We start from the raw sequence: 19,533 nt of genomic DNA on the forward strand, positions 1-19,533 counted from the left end.
GTTGTGAATTTCCACAACCCTATCGGATCAGTGTGTTCAGACCGCGTTAGTCCGGGGCAAACCGGTGACCGACGCTTACCACTATCAGGCTTTTTCCATCGTGCACAACAGGGGATGCTGGTTCATCCGCGAAAACTCGTTCACCTGAGCTACCTTGGATTCAGCCACCTCGCGGGTGTACACCCCGCAGACGCCGCGGCCGCGGGTATGCACGTGCAGCATCACCTGCGTGGCCCTCTCCAGGTCCAGCGAGAAAAACCGCTGCAACACGGTCACCACGAACTCCATCGGGGTGTAGTCGTCGTTCAGCAACAGCACTTGGTACATCGGCGGGCGGGCGATCTCCGGCTTGCCGGTTTCCACCATTACGCCGTGGTCGAGGTCTGAAGAATTCTTGCGAGGCATGCGCCGATTATATACGGCGGCTGTCGGCCCGGATTGGACGATCGCCGCTCCTGCCCGCACAATTCCCCCTCTTTGATGGCGCAACGCATGCATTCGACGAATTTCCGCACGGCCGCCGTGCTCGCCGCGCTCCTGGCGGCCTCGCTGCCAGCCGCCGCCGCGCCGGACCAGGCGCTGGGCAAGCGCCTGAAGGCGATGGGCTACGACGTCCAGGCCGATGCCGACGGCGACTACCAGTTGCTGTTCGGGCTGCGCGAACAGGGCCGCGAGCGCCAGCAGCTGATCTACGTGCGCTCACCGGTGGAGACCTTCGGCAGCTACCGGATCCGCGAGATCTGGTCGCCGGCCTACCAGGCCAAGGGCGGCACCCTGCCCGCCGCGATCGCCAACCGCCTGCTGGAAGACGCGCAGGCCGACATCCTCGGCGGCTGGGTGCGCCAGGGCGGCACCGCGGTATTCGTGGTCAAGGTCGCCGCCGATGCCGACGACAGCGCCTTGCGTGAGGCGCTGGAAGCGGCCGCGCGCGGCGCCGACGCGATGGATGCCGAACTCAACGCCGGCAAGGACGCGTTCTGATGGCGCTGACCCCCGGCCCCTGGCAGCCCGATGTGACCGTGGCCACGGTGGTGGTGCGCGACGGACGCCTGCTGCAGGTGGAAGAATCCATCGCCGGCGCGCTGGTGCTGAACCAGCCGGCCGGGCACCTGGAGCCGGACGAGAGCCTGCTGCAGGCGGCGCTGCGCGAGACGCTGGAGGAAACCGGCTGGCAGGTGCGGCTGACCGCGTTCATCGGCGCCTACCAGTGGAAGGCCGACAACGGCCGCCACTACCTGCGCTTCGCCTTCGCCGCCGAGCCGGTCGCGCACGACCCGCAGCGGCCGTTGGACGAGGGCATCGTGCGCGCCCTGTGGATGACCCCGGCCGAGCTGCAGGCCGCCGCGCCGCGCTGGCGCAGCCCGCTGGTGTGGCAGGTGGCCGCCGATTTCCTCGCCGGCACGCGCTATCCCCTGGACCTGGTGCGGCAACTGGAATGAACCGCTCGCGGATCATGGTCGGCGTCTCCGGCGGGGTCGATTCGTCGGTGGCGGCTTGGCAGCTGGTGCAGCAAGGCGCCGACGTGGCCGGCCTGTTCATGCAGAACTGGGCCGACGACGGCAGCGGGGATGCCCAGGACAGCGCGAGTGTCGCTGCAGGCAGGAAGCCGAAAGCGACCGGCTGCCGCGCCGAGGCCGACCGCCGCGACGCGGTGGCGGTGTGCGGCCTGCTCGGCATGCCGTTCCACTTCCGCGATTTTTCGCAAGAATATTGGCAAGGCGTGTTCGCCCACTTCCTGGCCGAGTACGCCGCCGGGCGCACCCCGAACCCGGACGTGCTTTGCAACCGCGAGGTCAAGTTCAAGCATTTCCTGGACGCGGCGCGCGAACTCGGCGCCGAGCGTATCGCCACCGGCCACTACGCCCGGGTGGCCTTCGCCGACGGCCGCTGGCGGCTGCTGCGCGGGCTGGATCGCAACAAGGACCAAAGCTATTTCCTGCACCAGCTCGGCCAGGCGCAACTGGCCGCGACCCTGTTCCCGGTCGGCGAGCTGCCCAAGGAGCAGGTGCGGCGCATCGCCCGCGAGGCCGGCCTGCCGACCCACGCGAAGAAGGACTCGACCGGCATCTGCTTCATCGGCGAGCGCGACTTCCGCGACTTTCTCGGCCGCTACCTGCCGGCGCGGCGCGGCGAAATCCGCGACCCGCAGGAACAGGTCGTGGCCGAGCACCCGGGCGTGTTCTACTTCACCCTGGGCCAGCGCGAGGGCCTGAACATCGGCGGCGTGCGCGGCCGCGCGGCGGCGCCGTGGTACGTGGTCGGCAAGGACGTAGCGCGCAACGTGCTGTACGTGGACCAGGACCGCGACAGCCCGCATCTGATGTCCACGCATCTGCAGTCCGAAGCCGCCCACTGGATCGCCGGGTCGGCGCCGGCGCGGCGCTTCGACTGCACCGCGCAGACCCGGTACCGCCAGGCCGACGAGCCGTGCACGGTCGAAGTGGCCGATGACGGCACCCTGGCGGTGCGCTTCGTCCGCCCGCAGCGCGCCGTGACCCCCGGCCAGTCGCTGGTGCTGTACCAGGGCGACGCGTGCCTGGGCGGCGCGGTGATCGCCAGCACCGATGCCCCGCTGCAACGCCGTCTGGCGCAGCGCCCCGCTTCACTAGAGGAAACCACCCGATGACCGATTCCATGGACGCGCGCGTGCTGGCGCTGGCCGGCGTTGCCCAGGCCCTGCAGCAGGTGCGGCGCATCGCCGAGACCGGGCAGTCCGAGGCGTCGCTGGTGCGGACACTGCTCGACAGCGTGTTCCGCACCGATGCCGACACGCCGCAGGCGGTCTACGGCCAGGTCGGCGACGTCGCGCCCGGGCTGCGCCTGCTGCACAACTATTTCCGCAACCAGGGCCAGGACGAGATGCTGCCGCGGCTGGCGCTGGCGGTACTGCAACTGGAGCGGCGCTTCGTGCGCGACACCGAGACCGCCGCCAAGGTCAGCGCCGGCATCGCCCGGATCGCGCCGCTGCTGGCCGAACATGCCGACAGCGCGCATCCGGAGGTGATCGGCGCGCTCGGTCAACTGTATGCCGATACCATCAGCCACCTGCGTCCGCGGGTGATGGTGCAGGGCAATCCGCATTACCTGGGCCAGGCCGGGGTGGTGGCGGAGATCCGCGCACTGTTGCTAGCCGCGGTGCGCTCGGCGGTGCTGTGGCGGCAGATGGGCGGCAGCCTGTGGGATTTCCTGCTGTCCAAGCGACGCATGATCGACGCGGTGGACCGCGCGCTGGGCTGAGCGCGGCGCTGGCGCCGCCGGCACTGGCTCGATGCAGCGCACGTTTCGCCGCGCGGACGCGATCGGTACCACACCGCGGCTAAAGACCGAGGGGGTACGGCCGATACAGCAATCGTGAATCTGCCGAGAACGTCCATGTACTCACGCCTCTTGATCCGTCTGGCTGCTCCGCTTGCCCTGACGCTGTTGTTCCCCATCGCCGCCGGTTTCGATTGGCCGGCCCCGGTCCGTTGGGCCATCCTCACCACGATGACGCTGAGTTGGCTGGGCTTCGCTGCCTGGACAGCCTATAGCCAGAGCCGGCGTTCGCCGGAGCAGTCCAAGATCATGCGCGAGCAGGATCAGCTGCTGTCCGAGCTGCGCAACTTCGTCGGCAACGAGATCGAAGGCTCGCGCAGCGAGATCGAACGGGCCCGCGAACTGATCCGCCAGGCGGTCAGCGGCCTGGGCGGCAGCTTCGAGGCGATGAACCGCAAGTCGCGGCAGCAGAACGTGGCGCTGGCGAGGATCGTGGATCGCGCCGGCGACGACGGCGGTGCCGGGGTCGACGTGGCCCGCTTCGCCCAGCATGCCAGCCAGCGCATGGAGCAACTGGTCGAGGCGCTGGAGCAGGTCAGCGGCCAGAGCAGCGCCACGGTGCACTATATCGACGACATGTCGCAGCACCTGGACGGCATCTTCGCCCTGCTGGAGGACGTCAAGTCGATCGCCGACCAGACCAATCTGCTGGCGCTGAACGCGGCGATCGAAGCGGCGCGTGCCGGCGAGGCGGGCCGCGGCTTCGCGGTGGTCGCCGACGAGGTACGTAACCTGTCCGAGCGCTCGACCACCTTCAACGAGCAGATCCGCAAGCTGGCGCACAGCTCGAAGGACGCCATCGCCAAGGTCCGCGAGACGGTGTCGCACATGGCCTCGCGCGACATGGACCGCTCCCGCGAGGCGCGCGCCGAGGCCGCGTCGATGCTGGACAACGTGGCGGCGATCAACAACTCGCTGGGCGAAGGCATGCGCGAGATCTCCGAGTGCGGCCGCGCCATCGACAGCAGCGTCGCCGAAGCGGTGCGTGCCCTGCAGTTCGAGGACATCGCCACCCAGGCCCTGGGCGGCGTGCACACCCACCTTGACCGCCTGACCGCGATCAATCGCGAGGCCGTGGGCCTGCAGGAACTGCTGCATCGCAATGGCGGCGTGTTCGACAACGAACTGGTCGAAGCCCTGCAGCGCGTCGGCACCCGCCTGCGCGAGATGCGCGTGGAGTGGGAACGTCCGCCGCACAAGCCGGTGGCGCAGCAGAGCATGGGCGCCGGCACCGTCGAACTGTTCTGATCGACGCCGCGTGTTCCCTGCCACACCATGAAGCGACCAGTCCCCGGCCCCGGCCGGGGCTTGTCGTTGCTGCCTTTCCCCGTTTGGCCGAGTCGATGCCCTTTCAGTCCCTGTCACGAGTAGAGGCCATGTCCTGCGACGATCTGACCTCTGCGCAGCACGCCTCGCCTGCTCCCCTGCACCTGGTTGCCGACCTTGCCGCCAGCGGCATGCCGGTTGCGGCGCGGCGCCAGCCGGGCAGCGCGCTGCGGCAGCTGGAAATGCTGGCGCAGGACGAGTTGCGGCAGATGCTCGGCCGGCGTGGCCCGGTGGCGCAGAGCGATAGCATCGCCGACCTGATCTGGGCCGGCCTGGCCTGGGACATGGGCTTGAACGGGGCCACCATCGCCGCGGCCGGTACGCCGGTGCCGATGCCCGGGTACGCGGCGCTCGCCGATCACGATTGAACCGCTCTGTGCGGGCGCAATTCCGAACGCCGCGAAGTCCTGTAGGGGCGGCATCACCTGCGCATCGACGAAGCGACGCGCTAGCTGGGATTCTTCAGCGAGAACAGGTCCGCCTGCTTGTCGTAGGCGAAGTACTCGGCGTAGCGTGCCCAACTGATCACCGCCTGTACGGTTTCCGCCGCATAATCCTCGGACATGTGGTCTTCCAGCTCGTCGCGGAAACGCCGCGCTGGGGCGTGGTGGGTCGGGCGTTCGTCGAGCACGCGGCGGATGTGCGCGGCCAGCGGCACGTAGGTGGCCAGGTGCTGGGCGAACATCTGCTTGCGCGCGTCGGTGCCAAGTTCGGCGAAGCGCTGGCCGGCCGGGGTCAGTTGCAGGTCGCCCTGCTCGAACACCGCGAAGCGCAGCAGTTGCAGGGTCTCGGCGATCGGGAACAGTTCGTCCACCTCCAGCTGCAGGCCGGCGGCCAGCGGCGGCAGGTCGGCGCGGCCATGGTAGGGCTCGGCCGCCACCGCCTCGACCAGGCCGGCCAGCAGGTTGCTCGACACCCGCGGCAGTACCATCGCGATGCCGCTGCCGGGGAACACGCCTTCGCGCGCCTGCGGCCGCTGCGGGCTGGCGGTCATGCGCGCGTAGATGTCGTCGACCAGGGCGCGGAACGCCGGCGCCAGGCGGTTGCGCGGCTGCGGCAAGGTAACCTGGATCTCGCCGATCACTCGGCCCGGGTTGGCACCGAAGATCACGATGCGGTCGCACATCAGCACCGCTTCCTCGATGTTGTGGGTGACCATCAGGATCGATTCGATCGGCATACGCCCTTCCGACCACAGGTCGAGCAGGTCGGTGCGCAAGGTCTCGGCGGTCAGCACATCCAGCGCCGAGAACGGCTCGTCCATCAACAGCAGTTTCGGCCGCACCACCAGGGCGCGGGCCAGGCCCACGCGCTGGCGCATGCCGCCGGACAACTCCTTCGGATAGGCGCCCTCGTAGCCGTCCAGGCCAATCAGGTCGATTGCCGTCAGCGCGCGCCGGCGGCGTTCGTCGGCGGCCACGCCGCGCGCCTCCAGTCCGACTTCCACGTTCTGCAGCACGGTCAGCCACGGGAACAGCGCGAAGCTCTGGAACACCATCGCGATATCGTCGATTGCCTGGGTCGGGGTGGCGTCGCGGAATACGATGCTGCCGGCGCTGGGTTGCAGCAGCCCGGCGATGGCGCGCAGCAGCGTGGACTTGCCGGAGCCGGAGCGCCCGAGCAGGCCGACGATCTGCCCCGAATGCAATGTCAGATCCACATCGTCCAGCACCACCAGCGGTGTCGCCCCGCCCTTGTCGTAGCTCTTGCGCACGCCGTGCACGCGGACCAGCGGGGCGCGCTCGGGCGCGCTTGCGGAAAAGGTCATGGTCGGGATCTCCAAAAGGGGGTCAGTCGAAGCGCAGGCGGCGTTCGGCGAAGGCATACAGGCGCCGCCACACCGCACGGTTGCAGACGGTCACGAACAGCGACATCACCGCCACCCCGAGCAGCACCCGCGCACCGTCGCCGGCGGCGGTGGCGCGGGCGATGTAGGAGCCCAGCCCGTACGCTTGCACCTGGGTGTCGCCCCAGCTGGCGAGCTCGGCGACGATGCTGGCGTTCCAGGAGCCGCCGGAGGCGGTCAGCGCGCCGGTGATGTAGTACGGGAAGATGCCCGGCAGGATCACCCGCCGCCACCAGGTCCACGAGCGCAGCTGGTAGACCGTGGCCGCCTCGCGCAGGTCGGTGGGAAACGCGCTGGCGCCGGCGATCACGTTGAACAGGATGTACCACTGCGTGCCCAGGATCATCAGCGGCGACAGCCATATGTTCGGATTGGCGCCAGTGGCGACGATCGCCAGCACCGCGAACGGAAACAGCACGTTGGCCGGGAACGCGGCCAGGAACTGCGCCAGCGGCTGCACCCGCTGCGCCACCTTCGGGCGCAGCCCGATCCACACCCCGATCGGCACCCACACCACGCTGGCCAGCGCGATCAGCACTACCACCCGCGCCAGCGTGGCCAGGCCGCCGCCGAACGCCTCGGCCAGGTCGTGCAGGCCCAGATTCCGGCGTCCGTAGTCGAACGCGAACCAGGCCGCGGCCAGTCCCGAGATCGCCAGCGCCGCGCTCCATAGGCGGTCGCCCCAGCGGTTGGCGGCGCCGTCCTGCGCAGGCGCCGCCGCCGGGCGCGCGCGCCGCGGCGCCCAGCGCCACAGCAGCGTGCGCTGCCAGACCCAGACCAGCGGCGCGACCAGGCGCTTGGCCAGGCGCGTGCGCCGCAGCACGTCGTACAGCCACGATTGCGGCTTGTCCTGCGAAGCGGTGAGTTCGGCGCGGAACTTGTCCGACCAGGCGACGATGGGACGGAACAGCAACTGGTCGTACAGCACGATCAACACGCCCATCGCCAGCACCGCCCAGCCGACCGCGGCGAAGTTGCGTTGCGCGATCGCCAGCGCCAGATAGGAGCCGATGCCGGGCAGTTCCAGGGTGTGGTCGCCGACCGTGATGGCCTCGGAGGCGACCACGAAGAACCAGCCGCCGGACATCGACATCATCATGTTCCAGATCAGCGCCGGCGTCGCATAGGGCGCCTCCAGCCGCCAGAAGCGCTGCCACGGCGACAGGCCGAAACCGCGGGTGACCTCGTCCAGGTCGCGCGGCACGTTGCGCAGCGACTGGTAGAACGAGTAGGCCATGTTCCAGGCCTGACTGGTGAAGATGGCGAAGATCGAGGCCAGCTCGGCGCCGATCTGGCGGCCCGGAAACAGGCCCAGGAAGAAGGTCACGGTGAAGGTCAGGAAGCCCAGCACCGGCACCGACTGCAGGATGTCCAGCGCCGGCACGATCAGCCGCTCGGCCCGGCGGCTCTTGGCCGCCAGGGTCGCCACGGCGAAGGTGAACACCAGCGAGGCGGCCATCGCGGCGAACATGCGCAAGGTGGTGCGCAGGCCGTATTCGGGCAAATGCTGCAGCTCCAGCGAGACCGCTTCGGTGCCCGGCGGCAGCAGCGGCGCGCGCATGTCGGCGGCGCCGTGCAGCAGCAGCACGCCCAGCGCCAGCAGCAGCGCGAACACCGCCAGATCGTGCAGATTGGGCAGCACGCCGGGACGTGCGGCGACATGGCCGGGCGCGTTGCGGTCGCGGGGGAATAGCACCATGGGAAGGTTCCGGCAGGACGGCGGCGCCAGGCGCGCCGCACGGGTGGTAGGGAATCACGGAAACGTGGGTGGGACGACCGCCCAGTGTGGCGCGCGAATATTCCAGCCAGGCGTCAGCCGCTGCTGCGCCGGCGCCGCGATGCCGGCCGCGACCGCGGCGATCGCGCTGTGCGGCAGCAGGCGCCGCGATGCGGCATGGACTGGCCGCGGCATGCGCGCGGACAACCGGCAGTGACGAAATGCATGGCGACAGCGACGACAGGCATGGGCGGCTCCGGATGCGGAAACGCCAGCGGCTACGCTCGGGGTCCTCGCGGATCGGGCTTGCGTACTGCGGGGTCTGTCGCCAGCGCCGGTACGGCGGTGGCGAACGATCCCGTCCTGAGCGGACGGGACCCATCTGGGACGAACCCAGACCTTGTCGGTCCTGTCAGCTCGACAGCTGCAGCGTCGGTCTAGGATGACTGTCCAAGGAAGTGGCCTCTGGCCGGGAACGATGGGCGCGAAGTATAGCCAGCAAATGCGGCGCCGCAACAGCGCGGCGCAGGCGCCCGCAACGCGCGTTCACTGAGCAGCAAGCACCAGCCGCGGCAAGGTCGCGGGCAGCACGCTCTGGCGCGCCCGCAACCACGCCGCCAGTTCGCGCGGCGGCAGCGGGCGCGAGTGCAGATAGCCCTGGATCTCGTCGCAGCCCTGCTCGCGCAGCAGCGCCTCCTCCTGCGCCGTCTCCACGCCCTCGGCCACCACCTGCATGCCCAGCGCATGGCCGAGTTGCACGATCGCCTGGGTGACCTTGGCGGTGCCGCTGTCGATGAGCATGTCCTGCACGAAGCTGCGGTCGATCTTCAGCCGCTGCACCGGGAAGCGATTGAGGTAATGCAGGTTGGAGAAGCCAGTGCCGAAGTCGTCCACCGCCAGCAGCACGCCTTCCTGCTCGAACAGTTCGAAGCAGCGGCGCAGCGATTCGGTGTCGCGGATCAGCGCCGACTCGGTCAGCTCCAGCTCCAGTCGCTTCGGCGACCAGCTGTTGCGCTGGCACAGTTCCAGCACCCGCTCGGCGAAACCACGGTCGCGCAGTTGCATCGCCGACACGTTCACCGACACGCGGTCGAAATGCAGCCCCGCCGCATCCCAGGCGGCGGCCTGGCGGCAGGCTTCGTTGATCACCCAGTCGCCCAGGCGCACGATCTCGCCGCATTCTTCGGCGATGGGAATGAACTCGGCCGGATTGCAATGGCCATGGCCGGGGCGGTGCCAGCGCAGCAGCGCCTCGACCGCCGGCGCGCGTTCGCCTGCTGCGTGCACCAGCGGCTGGTACACCAGCGAGAACTCCTCGCGGTCCAGCGCGCCATGCAGCGCATGCTCGATCTCCAGGCGCCGCTGTGCGCGCAGCAGCACATCCTGGCTGTAGTAGTGGCAGGTGTTGCGGCCGGATTCCTTGGCCGCGTACATCGCCGCGTCGGCGGCGCGCAGCAGGCTGTCGAAATCCTGGCGCCCGTCTTCCATCAAGGCGATGCCGATGCTGGCGCCGATCTTGATCACGTTCTCGCCGTTGTGCAGCGGCTCGGCCAGCGCGGCGATGAGCTTGCGCGCCACGTGGCCGGCGTCGCTGGGTTCGGCCAGGTCGCGCAGCACCACAAGGAATTCGTCGCCGCTGAAGCGCCCGAACAGGTCGCTGGTGCGCAGCTGCTGGTGCATGCGCGTAGCCGCCAGCTTCAGCAGCCCATCGCCGGTGGCATGGCCGAAGGAATCGTTGATGCTCTTGAATCCGTCCAGGTCGACGAACAGCATCGCCAGGGTGCTGCCGCGCTCTACCGCGTCGCGCATCGCGGCTTCCGCCTGCTCGCGCAGCAGTTGCCGGTTCGGCAACCCGGTCAGCAGGTCGTAGTGGGCCAGCAGTTCGATGCGTTCGCTGGCCTCGCGTTCGCGGCTGATGTCGCGGAACAGCACCACGAAACGCGGCGGCAGACCATCGCGGTCGTCCAGTTCGATCAGGACCTGCACCCATACCCGGTGCCCGGAAGGCCGGTGGAAGCACAGGTCCAGTTGCTCGGGCAGCCCGCCATGGGCGATCCGCGCCAGCGCCGCTTCGAAAGAGTCGCGAGAATCTGGGGTGTACAGCGACAGCGCCTGGTCCAGCTCCAGGTTTTCCTTGCGTAGGCCGTGGATGCGGTAGCACTCCTCGGTCCATTGCATGCGCCGGGTGCCGACCTCGATCTCGCAACCACCGATCTTGCCCAGCGCGGAGACGCGGTTGAGCAGTTCGGTGCGCCAGCGGATCAGCGCGTCGGTCTGGCGCTGCTCGGTGATGTTCTGCACCTGGCCGAGCACGCGCTGGATGCGGCCATCGGGTTCCAGCTGCGGCTGCGCCCAGACGCGCAGGTGCAGCGGCGCCTCGCTGCCGCGCACCAGCTCGACCTCGAAGTTGGCCTGCTTGCCGTCGCGCTGCATGCGCCGCCAGGTCGCCAGCACCTGCGCCGCCGACTCGCGGCTGAGCAGGCGCAGCCAGCCGCGGCTGCTCGGCTGGTGTTCCTCGGCCAGGCCGGTCAGGCGCAGGAATTCGCGCGACCACCAGATCCGGTTCTGCGGCGGATCCCACGACCAGCTGCCCATGCTGGTCATGCGCTGCGCCTCGCGCAGCAGAGTCTGCTGGTCGCGCAGGCGCTGCTCGAGCAGCTTCTGTTCGTGGATGTCGGTATGCGTGCCGACCATGCGCAGCGGGCTGCCGTCGGCGGTACGCGCGACGATGCGGCCGCGATCCAGGATCCAGCGCCACTGTCCGTCCTGCTGGCGCAGCCTGAATTCGCACACGTAGGTCGCGCTGCGGCCTTCGAAATGGGCGCGGATCGCCTCGCGCAGGCGGTCCTGGTCGTCGCTGTGCACCAGCGGCAGCAGCGCATTGAGTCCGTAGTCCGGCGCATCGCCCTGGTAACCGAGCATCTGCCTCCAGCGCTCGGAACGGAAAGTCTTGTCGCTGGGGATGTCCCAGTCCCACAGACCGTGTTCGGCGCTGTCCAGCGCGATCTCCCAGCGCGTGGCGCCATCGCTGCCGACCGGCTCGGGCACGCTCAGGGTGTATGCCAGCAGCGCGCCGGCGTCGTCGCGTACCGCGCGCAGCCAGCCGTCCAGGCGCCGCCCGGCGGTGCCGGGCAGCGCACAGGCAAGCATGCGCTCGCCGCCGAGCAGGCGCTCGCGCACGTCGCGCATCAGCTCGGCATAGGCATCCACCGTACGCGGCAGCTCCAGCGCCTGCGCTGCCCGGTTCGCGGCCAGCGGCCGCCCTTCGGCGTCCAACAGGACCACGGCCGAGGTGAGCGGATGCTGCAGCAAGCTTGCGATGACGCCTTGATCCACGCCGAAGTGCTCCGTTTCTACCGCGCTGATGCTGGCGGACGAAGGTGATAACGGCACCTGGCGGCATTAATTGAGCGCCCAGCCCTGGCCGGCGGCGGCCGCCGCAGTGGGCCGCGGCCGCCGCTTGCCGGTAAGATGGCAGCGGACGAATAACACCGCACCAGGCTGTCGGGGCATGCAACCACAACGCGATCTCTCCCCGACCTCCCCGTCATCGGGCATGCGTCTGGCGCAGCGGCTGGACCGGGGCATCTGGCGGACCGCGCTGCTTTATCTGCTGGTCGGCCTGATCTGGTCGCTGGGCAGCGACCTGCTGCTGGTTCGATTCGTAGACAACACGCATACGCTGGCCTTACTCCAACTGGTCAACGACGCCGTGTTCCTGCTGTTGACCGCCATCGCCCTGTACTGCCTGCTGCGCCCGCTGGTGCGCAGCGCGGTGCAGGTGCATGCGCAGCTGGCGCTGTCCGAGACCGGCTACCGGCAGATGTTCCAGGCCAATCCCAGCCCGATGCTGGTCTACGACCCGGAAACGCTGCGGGTGGTGGACGTGAATCCGGCCGCGATCGCCTTCTTCGGCTGGCCGCACGATACCTTCGTCGGGCTGGAACTGGGCCGGTTATTGCCACCGAGCGCGGCCGAACGCATGGGCGAGGTGATCCAGTCGATCCGCGACACCCCGTCCAAGGTCTGCGTGGTGGCCGAGCCGCTGCGCCTGCGCGACGGCAGCCTGCGCATGGCCGAGGCGCGCAGCACCGGCCTGGACTACCGCGGCCGCAGCGCGCGGTTGGTGGTGATCAGCGATCGCAGCGCCGAGCACGAGGCACAGCAGCGCCGCGACCAGGCGCTGCTGCGGCTGGAGGAGGCGCAGGCGATCGCCCGCCTCGGCTCCTGGCAACTGGATCCGGCCAGCGGCCTGGGCCGCTATTCCGACCAGGTGTACCGGATGCTCGGCCGGCGCGCGCCGGAGCAGCCACGCCAGCATCGCCTGGAAGAACTGCTGGTGCCCGCCGATCTGGCATCGCAGGCGCGCATCCAGCACATGCTCGAGGAACTGTGTGGCGCCGCACCGGTGCAGTTGGACATGCTGCTGCCGGTGCTGGCCGCCGACGGCCAAGCGCGCATGCTGCACCTGCGCGCCGAATCGGCCAGCGACGACACCGGCGCGGCCTGCGTGCGCGGCACCCTGCAGGACGTGACCGAGCACGAACGCTCGCGGCGCCTGCTGCACGAGCGCGAAGAACAGTTCCGCGAACTGGTGCGGGTACTGCCCGACGGGGTCGCGATCCTGCACCAGGAACATGTGCTGTACGCCAACGCGGCCTGCGCCGGGCAGTTCGGCTACACGGGCGAGAACCTGCTCGGCGAGCCGCTGCAGGGCCTGGTCTACCCCAACGATCTGCAGCAGGTGCGCGAGCAGATGCGCGATGCGGGCGACCGCGGCGAGCACGCCGCCGCCGCGCGCATGCGTCGCCGCGACGGTTCGCTGTTCCATGCCGGGCTGTCGTTCGGCAAGGTCCGCTACAGCGGCCGCGACTGCCAGCTGCTGATCGTGCGCGACCTCAGCGAACCGGAGCGCATACGCGACGCGCTGGCGCTGAGCAACCGCGAACTGCAGGCGATGGCGCGGCGGCTGTTCTCGCTGCAGGAGGACGAACGCCGCGCGATCTCGCGCGACCTGCACGACGACATCGGCCAGGCGATCACCGCGATGAAGCTGTCGGCGCACGCGGCGCTGGACGAAGCCGACGCCGAGCGCCGCCGCGAGGACCTGAACGAGATCGTGCAGCTGGCCGACAGCAGCATCACCAAGCTGCGCAACCTCTCTACCCTGCTGCGCCCGCCGCAACTGGACGCGCTCGGCCTGGAGGCGGCGCTGCGCTGGCAGGCCGGCATGCTGTTCCGCGCCTCGCCGGTGCGCCTGCAACTGGAGATCGCCACCCTGCCCGCGCGGCCCAGCGGCGAGGTCGAGCAGGCCTGCTTCCGCATCGCCCAGGAGAGCCTGACCAACGTGCTGCGCCACGCCTGTGCCGGCGAAGTGCGCATGGCGCTGAGCGACGAGCAGCACCGGCAGCTGCGCCTGGAGGTGGTCGACGACGGCGACGGCTTCGATCCGGCCGGCCCGCGCGGGTTGGGCCTGATCGTGATGCGCGAGCGCGCGCAGAGCGCAGGCGGTACCCTGCAGATCGACACCGCGCCCGGTGCCGGCACACGGGTGACGCTGTGCCTGCCCTACACCACGGCGGCGACGCCGACGCACCCACCTGGACCCTGACACGATGTGGAATCCCGCTGTCCCCGTGCCGCAAGACGACGAACTTCCGCCGCGCCTGGGCGCGGGTCATCCGGCGCTGACCGGCATGATCGCCGAGGCGCTGGCCGGCGGGCCGGGGGTAATGCTGCTGCACATCGACATCGACCACTTCGCCTCGATCAACGAGAATATGAGCGCGGACGTCGGCGACCACGCGTTGGCGCTGCTGGCGCAGCGGCTGCAGGCGCATCTGCGCGGGCGCGGTCTGCTGTGGCGCCACGGCAGCGATGAGCTGATCATGGCGGTGCCGCGCACCGCCGACGTGCCGCCGCCGGAGGCCTTCGCCGAAGAGGTCCGGCAGCAGATCGAATTGCCGCTGTCGGTGCTGCCCTACACCTTGTTCATGACCGGCAAGATCGGCGTGAGCCTGTGCCCGGAACACTCCGCGCGCCTGTCCACGCTGCTCGACTATGCCGAGGACGCGGTCTACCAGGCTGCGCGCGAGGGCGGCAACATGGTGCGCCTGTACGCGGCCGATGGCCCGCCCAGCGCGCACAGCGAGAGCATCATCTCGCGGCAGATCGTGGATGCGATTCCCAACGGCGAACTGCGCCTGCGCTACCAGCCGATGGTCAGCGCCCGCGACGGGCGCGTGGTCGGCATGGAATCGCTGCTGCGCTGGCAGTCGCCGACGCTGGGCATCCTGGTGCCGGAACGGTTCATGCGCACCGCCGAGCGGTTGGGCGTGATCGTGCAGATCGGCACTTGGGTGATGGAGGGCGCGCTGCGCCAGGCGCGGCTGTGGCGCGACCAGGGCTTCGACGACTTCACCATCTCGGTCAACGTCTCCACCCTGCAGCTGCTGCGCCCGACCTTCTTCAACGAAGTGATGTCGGCGCTGCAGGCCGCCGGGGTGCCGCCGCAAATGATGGTGCTGGAGATCAACGAAAGCGCGCTGACCAACAACGTCAACTTCGTCCACGAAACCCTGGCCAACCTTTGCCGCGAGGGCATCAGCCTGAGCCTGGACAACTTCGGCACCGGCGATTCCAGCCTCAGCGCGCTGGTGCGCTATCCGGTGGACAAGCTGAAGATCGACCGCAGCTTCATCAAGAGCGCGCCGGCCGGCAATCGCGAGGCGGCGATCGCCCGCGCCATCATCGCCATGGGCCACCAGCTGGGCATGGTGGTGATCGCCAACGGCGTCGAATCGCAGGCCCAGCTGGGCTTCCTGCGCCGCAACGACTGCGACATCTTCCAGGGCTACCTGTTCGGCGAGCCGATGTCGGCCGAGGCCGCGGGCATGGCGCTGCGGCGCCGCTACCTGCGCCCGGAATCGTTCACCGAGACCCGCCCGGACCGCACCCTGCTGCTGCTCGACGACGAGGAGAACGTGCTGCGCTCGCTGGTGCGCCTGTTCCGCCGCGACGGCTACCGGATCCTGGCCGCCGGCAACGTGCGCGACGCCTTCGACCTGCTGGCCACCAACGACGTGCAGGTGATCCTGTCCGACCAGCGCATGTCCGACATGAGTGGCACCGAGTTCCTGGGCCGGGTCAAGATGCTCTACCCCGACACCATCCGCCTGGTGCTATCCGGCTACACCGACCTGGCAACGGTCACCGACGCGATCAACCGCGGCGCGATCTACCGCTTCCTGACCAAGCCATGGAACGACGACGAACTGCGCGAGCACATCCGCCAGGCGTTCCGCACGCATGATGAGCAACGGCGGGATGGGCAGACTTGAAATCGGGGACCAGGGACCAGTGACCCGGAAGAGCAAAGGGCAACTGCACGACAACGCCGCCATGCCAGGATCGCCGCTTTTTCTGGGTCCCGGGTCCCCGGTCCCGGCCTCACTTCGGCTGCCTAACCGGAATCACGATCCTGAAGCATGAGCCTTCGCCGACGGTGCTGGTCACGTCGATGCGGCCATGGTGCTTGTTGATGATGCCGTAAGAGATCGACAGGCCCAGGCCGGTGCCGCTGCCAACCGGCTTGGTGGTGAAGAATGGGTCGAAGATGCGCTGCAGCAGATCCGCCGGAATGCCGGCGCCGGAGTCCTTGAACTCGATCCAGACCTCTTCGCCGTCCTGGCCGGTGCTGACCACGATGCTGCCGCGCTCGCCGATCGCCTGGCCGGCGTTGAGCAGCAGGTTCATGTACACCTGGTTGAGCTCGGACGGCAGGCACTCGACCAACGGCAGGTTGCCGTAGTGCCGGTCCAGGGTGACCTTGTACTTGAGCTCGTTCCAGATGATGTTGATCGTGGACTCGAGCCCGGCATGCAGGTCCACCAGCTTCCACGATTCCTCGCGGCCGGAATAGGAAAAGTCCTTGAGGTCGCGCACGATGCGCGTCACCCGCTCGATGCCCTCGCGCGATTCGGCCATCAGCTGCGGCAGGTCGCGGCTGATGAAGTCGATGTCGAAGCGGTTGCGGATGTCGTCGATCTCCGGGATCAGCGCCTTCGGATCGGGCGCGCGCAGGGCACGCTCGTAGGCCTCGATCAGGGTGAACAGGCTGCGCAGGTATTCCTGCAGGCTGCCCAGGTTGGAATGCACGTAGCCGATCGGGTTGTTGATCTCGTGCGCGACGCCGGCGGCGAGCTGGCCGATGGAGGCCATCTTCTCCGACTGCAGCAGTTTTTCCTGCGCGCCGTTGAGGCGCAGATAGGCCTGGCGCAGCTCGGCATGGCGCTGCTGCAGTTCCTGCTCGTAGTCCTGCTGGCCTTCGATGCCCTGGATCAGCACCAGATAGTGGCCATCGTCGCCGTCGGCATGGAAATACAGGTGCGCCAGCACCACGTGTTCTTCGGTCGGCAGGCTGCCGCTCCAGCGGCCATGGCTGCGCGCCTGCGACAGCGCATCGCTGGGCAGCCACTGCGCCAGGCGCTCGCCCAGGGCACAGTCGTCGAAGACGTCGGTATTGCACAGGTGGCCGCGTGCGGCGCTATTGGCCAGCAGCAGGCGGCCGTCGGCACGAAACAGCACCAGGCCTTCGTCGATCAGCTCGCTCAGTGCGAGCAGACTTTTGCGCGAAGGCAACGGCACCGTATCGGTGTAATCGGGATCGGCGAAATTCACGAAAGGCAACGGGTAACGAGCGGACACTCAATATACGCCGATGCCATTATCGGAGCGTGGACACGGCAACTAGCCGCCACGCCACGCTGCAGCCTGGCGACGCCGTTGGCGCCGCCAGGGCTTAGGCGATCGCCAGCGAGCGGCTCATGCGCAAGGTGCTGGACTGGCCGTTGGCATCGTAGGACGGCGCGCTTTCGCTGCGGCCCAGATGACGCAGGGCCCAGTTCACTTCGCGCCGCCGCCGCGACAGCAGCGCGCCGTTGGCACGGTTGGCGTCTGCCAGTTCGCGCAATCGCGATTCGGCCTCGGCTCCGGCGGGCACGTCGGCCTCCAGCGCACGCAGTGCCGCCAGCTTGTCGCTGGTGGCCTGCATCAGCCTTTCCACGTTGTGATCCAACAATGCCTGCCGTTCGCCGGCGAGTGCGTCGCTGAGCTGTTGCAAGGGGTTGGTCACGGAGATGTTCATGCGCTTAGCTGCTGGTCCAGATCGAGCATGCGACTGGCGATCGCGTCAGGGTTGATCTTGTAGGTGCCGCCCTGCAACGCGCTGCGCACCGACTCGACCCGGTTACTGTCCACCGCCGGCGCTGCCGACAGCTGGCGCTGCAGGCTCTGCAGGCCGGACGCTTCGCCGGTCAGGCGCAGGCTGTCGGTCGCGGCCGTGGCGCCCACCGCACGGTTCTGTCCATCCTCGGACGCACCGGAGGCGGCCTTGGTGTTGACGGCCGTGGTACGGAGCGTGGCCTGGCTGGGCAAGCTCCCTTCGATTTTCTGGCTCATGTGGGTGATCCTGCTACGGGTTCGGTGTAGGTAACGGCCCTACACAGACGAACTTTAGGCGAGATCTCAACGCGTCACAAAAACGTCGCCATTTTGTGACACGGTCCCCTGAACCACCCGCCGAGACGACAGGTTTTCGACGGTCACCCGCTCGTTCTCGCCGCCATCGCTCAATGCACGCCCGGCCATGCGCACTTCCAGTCCCCCGTTGCGCGCCACCAGTGCCACATTGTCGCCGCGCCGCACCAGCCGCTGCGCGACCAGATCGCTGGCCGACAGCAGCGTGCCGGCCGGCAGCGTGCGCCGCACCACCCTCCCGATCGCGGCCGCCGGATCGGTCATTGCCGCACCGACGATCCGCGCCGCGTCGCGCTTCTCGATCACCATATCGGCGGCGCCGACGGTTTCCCCAGCGGCCATCCCGCGGCCCAGCACCAGGACGTTCTGCAGACGCCGCACCTTGAGCGGCACGAACAGGCGCCAGCCGGCCTCGCGCGGGCAGCTCACCTCCACCGTGGTGGTGCCGGTGGGCTGCGCCTGCAGCGGCGCCGGGCACAACGGCACGCGCACCGAGGGGTCCAGCGTCGCCTCGGCTTCGGCGTCGGCACCAAGGGTGGACAGCGCTGCGGCGCGGATCGAGTCCACCGATTGGAATTCCGCGGCCCAGGCCGGCGTTGCCGCCATCAGGAGCACTAACAGGATCAGGCGCATGGCCGTCGCTCTATAAAGGTGTCGCCATTGCCATGCAAAGCCCATGCCGCGATTCGCAGGCGCATTGCCGCAGCCCGGCCTCAAGTTCCGCCGCGAGGGCGCCGATATGAACCCCATGTCTCATGACCTGCTCAACCGAATCGACCAGCGCACCCGCTTGGCGGGCCACAACCGGCTTGCCCTGCTGCTGTTCCGGCTGGGCGGCCGTCAGCTTTTTGGCGTGAACGTCTTCAAGGTGCAGGAAGTGCTGCGCCGTCCGGAGCTGTTCCAGGTGCCGGGGCTGCCATTGCAATTCTCCGGGGTCGCCGATGTCCGCGGCCGTTCGGTGCCGGTGCTGGATCTGGGCCTGGCGATCGGGCATCCGGAACGCGAGACGCACGCCGATAAGGCGCCTGGCTACCTGGTGGTCACCGAATTCAACCGCTCGGTGCAGGGTTTCCTGGTCAGCGGCGTGGAGCGCATCGTCAACATCGCGGTGGAAGACATCCATCCGCCGCCGGAATTGGGCGCCGAATCCAGCTACCTGACCGCGGTGACCCGCTTCCAGGGCGAGCTGATCCAGGTCATCGACGTGGAAAGCGTGCTCGCCGACATCGCCCAGAACCGCACCGACGCGCAGATCGACCCGTCGCTGGCGCTCACCGGCTCGCAGCTGCAGGTGCTGGTGGTGGACGACTCGCGGGTGGCGCGGCAGCAGATCCGCAGCGTGCTCGACCAGCTCGGGGTCGGCGCCACCCTGCTATCCGACGGCCGCCAGGCCCTGGACCATCTCTTGCAGATCCAGGCCGGCGGCGAGAATCCAGCCGACCGCTACGCCATGGTGATCTCCGACATCGAGATGCCGGCGATGGACGGCTATACGCTGACGACGGAAATCCGGCGCCACCCCGGCCTGGCCGGCCTGTACGTGCTGCTGCACACCTCGCTATCGGGGGTGTTCAACAACGCCATGGTCGAGCGCGTCGGCGCCAACGCCTTCGTTGCCAAGTACAGCCCGCACGAACTGGCCGACTACGTGCTGGCGCGGCTGCGGGTGGTCGCCGAGGCCAAGGCCGCCTAGCGTTCCGCGGTACCCGGGACGACGCCGGGTACCGCAGCCGCACGCCTTGCGCCCTAATGGCGAAGGCCGTTCCCCGCGCCGCACGGCGCGCCCCCCCGG

The 19,533-nt window shown here is 68.9% G+C and carries 17 protein-coding genes; 9 read left to right on the forward strand and 8 right to left on the reverse strand.

The genetic code is table 11. The features are described from left to right. Positions 1–84 precede the first annotated feature (84 nt). Positions 85–405, reverse strand: coding sequence for an ATP-dependent Clp protease adapter ClpS (gene clpS / locus E4A48_RS07170; RefSeq protein ID WP_039010008.1), 321 nt, complete (start codon positions 403–405; stop codon positions 85–87). A 75-nt stretch (positions 406–480) separates the two neighbouring features. Between clpS and E4A48_RS07175 the strand changes: the two genes are divergently transcribed. The 6 genes from E4A48_RS07175 (at position 481) to E4A48_RS07200 (ending at position 5,009) form a co-directional block, all read left to right on the forward strand. After that, positions 481–981, forward strand: a complete 501-nt coding sequence (locus E4A48_RS07175) for a hypothetical protein (RefSeq protein WP_039010010.1) — start codon at positions 481–483, stop codon at positions 979–981. Next, a complete protein-coding gene (locus E4A48_RS07180) occupies positions 981–1,439 on the forward strand; it encodes an NUDIX hydrolase (protein ID WP_058196589.1) in 459 nt (152 codons plus the stop codon). The genes E4A48_RS07175 and E4A48_RS07180 overlap by 1 nt, the downstream gene beginning before the upstream one ends. Next, entirely contained in the window at positions 1,436–2,626 is a 1,191-nt protein-coding gene (gene mnmA, locus E4A48_RS07185) for a tRNA 2-thiouridine(34) synthase MnmA (protein WP_039010014.1), read from the forward strand. The genes E4A48_RS07180 and mnmA overlap by 4 nt, the downstream gene beginning before the upstream one ends. Continuing rightward, the gene (gene hflD / locus E4A48_RS07190; RefSeq protein WP_039010016.1) at positions 2,623–3,237 is read left to right on the forward strand and encodes a high frequency lysogenization protein HflD; all 615 of its coding nucleotides are present in this window, start codon (positions 2,623–2,625) and stop codon (positions 3,235–3,237) included. The genes mnmA and hflD overlap by 4 nt, the downstream gene beginning before the upstream one ends. Positions 3,238–3,372: 135 nt before the next feature. Further along, a complete protein-coding gene (locus tag E4A48_RS07195) occupies positions 3,373–4,563 on the forward strand; it encodes a methyl-accepting chemotaxis protein (protein WP_009601439.1) in 1,191 nt (396 codons plus the stop codon). A gap of 128 nt (positions 4,564–4,691) precedes the next feature. Then, on the forward strand, positions 4,692–5,009 hold the full coding sequence (locus E4A48_RS07200; protein WP_039010020.1) for a hypothetical protein: 318 nt from the start codon (positions 4,692–4,694) through the stop codon (positions 5,007–5,009). Positions 5,010–5,089: 80 nt separating this feature from the next. Here E4A48_RS07200 and E4A48_RS07205 read toward each other — a convergent pair whose 3' ends face one another. From E4A48_RS07205 to E4A48_RS07215, 3 genes are all read right to left on the reverse strand, one after another. After that, entirely contained in the window at positions 5,090–6,409 is a 1,320-nt protein-coding gene (locus E4A48_RS07205; RefSeq protein WP_039010022.1) for an ABC transporter ATP-binding protein, read from the reverse strand. Between the two features lie 22 nt (positions 6,410–6,431). Continuing rightward, positions 6,432–8,186, reverse strand: coding sequence for an ABC transporter permease (locus E4A48_RS07210; RefSeq protein ID WP_142742139.1), 1,755 nt, complete (start codon positions 8,184–8,186; stop codon positions 6,432–6,434). 564 nt (positions 8,187–8,750) lie between these two features. Then, complete coding sequence (locus tag E4A48_RS07215; RefSeq protein WP_039010025.1) at positions 8,751–11,540, reverse strand: sensor domain-containing protein; 2,790 nt, start codon at positions 11,538–11,540, stop codon at positions 8,751–8,753. A gap of 175 nt (positions 11,541–11,715) precedes the next feature. Here E4A48_RS07215 and E4A48_RS07220 point away from each other — a divergent pair, with 175 nt between their 5' ends. Both E4A48_RS07220 and E4A48_RS07225 read left to right on the forward strand, forming a co-directional pair. Beyond that, positions 11,716–13,815 carry a PAS domain-containing sensor histidine kinase gene (locus E4A48_RS07220; protein ID WP_260608083.1) on the forward strand — a complete coding sequence of 700 codons (2,100 nt, stop codon included), beginning with the start codon at positions 11,716–11,718 and terminating at the stop codon, positions 13,813–13,815. 4 nt (positions 13,816–13,819) lie between these two features. Continuing rightward, a complete protein-coding gene (locus tag E4A48_RS07225) occupies positions 13,820–15,544 on the forward strand; it encodes an EAL domain-containing protein (protein ID WP_039010030.1) in 1,725 nt (574 codons plus the stop codon). A 109-nt stretch (positions 15,545–15,653) separates the two neighbouring features. Here the strand turns inward: E4A48_RS07225 and E4A48_RS07230 are convergent, their stop codons facing one another. The 4 genes from E4A48_RS07230 to flgA all read right to left on the reverse strand — a co-directional run bounded on the left by E4A48_RS07230 (position 15,654) and on the right by flgA (position 18,374). Then, positions 15,654–16,883 carry an ATP-binding protein gene (locus E4A48_RS07230; RefSeq protein WP_052235181.1) on the reverse strand — a complete coding sequence of 410 codons (1,230 nt, stop codon included), beginning with the start codon at positions 16,881–16,883 and terminating at the stop codon, positions 15,654–15,656. A 121-nt stretch (positions 16,884–17,004) separates the two neighbouring features. Continuing rightward, positions 17,005–17,349, reverse strand: coding sequence for a flagellar protein FlgN (locus E4A48_RS07235; protein ID WP_080763556.1), 345 nt, complete (start codon positions 17,347–17,349; stop codon positions 17,005–17,007). Further along, positions 17,346–17,663 (reverse strand): flagellar biosynthesis anti-sigma factor FlgM, encoded by a 318-nt coding sequence (gene flgM, locus E4A48_RS07240; protein ID WP_004425633.1) that lies wholly within the window; start codon positions 17,661–17,663, stop codon positions 17,346–17,348. Before flgM ends, E4A48_RS07235 begins: the two co-directional genes overlap by 4 nt. A 66-nt stretch (positions 17,664–17,729) precedes the next feature. Next, complete coding sequence (gene flgA / locus E4A48_RS07245; protein ID WP_039010032.1) at positions 17,730–18,374, reverse strand: flagellar basal body P-ring formation chaperone FlgA; 645 nt, start codon at positions 18,372–18,374, stop codon at positions 17,730–17,732. A 115-nt stretch (positions 18,375–18,489) separates the two neighbouring features. Between flgA and E4A48_RS07250 the strand changes: the two genes are divergently transcribed. Then, positions 18,490–19,434, forward strand: coding sequence for a chemotaxis protein (locus E4A48_RS07250; RefSeq protein WP_039010153.1), 945 nt, complete (start codon positions 18,490–18,492; stop codon positions 19,432–19,434). Positions 19,435–19,533 lie beyond the last annotated feature (99 nt).

Origin of the sequence: Xanthomonas translucens pv. cerealis, assembly GCF_006838285.1 — a bacterium.
GTDB classification, from domain to species: Bacteria; Pseudomonadota; Gammaproteobacteria; order Xanthomonadales; family Xanthomonadaceae; genus Xanthomonas_A; species Xanthomonas_A cerealis.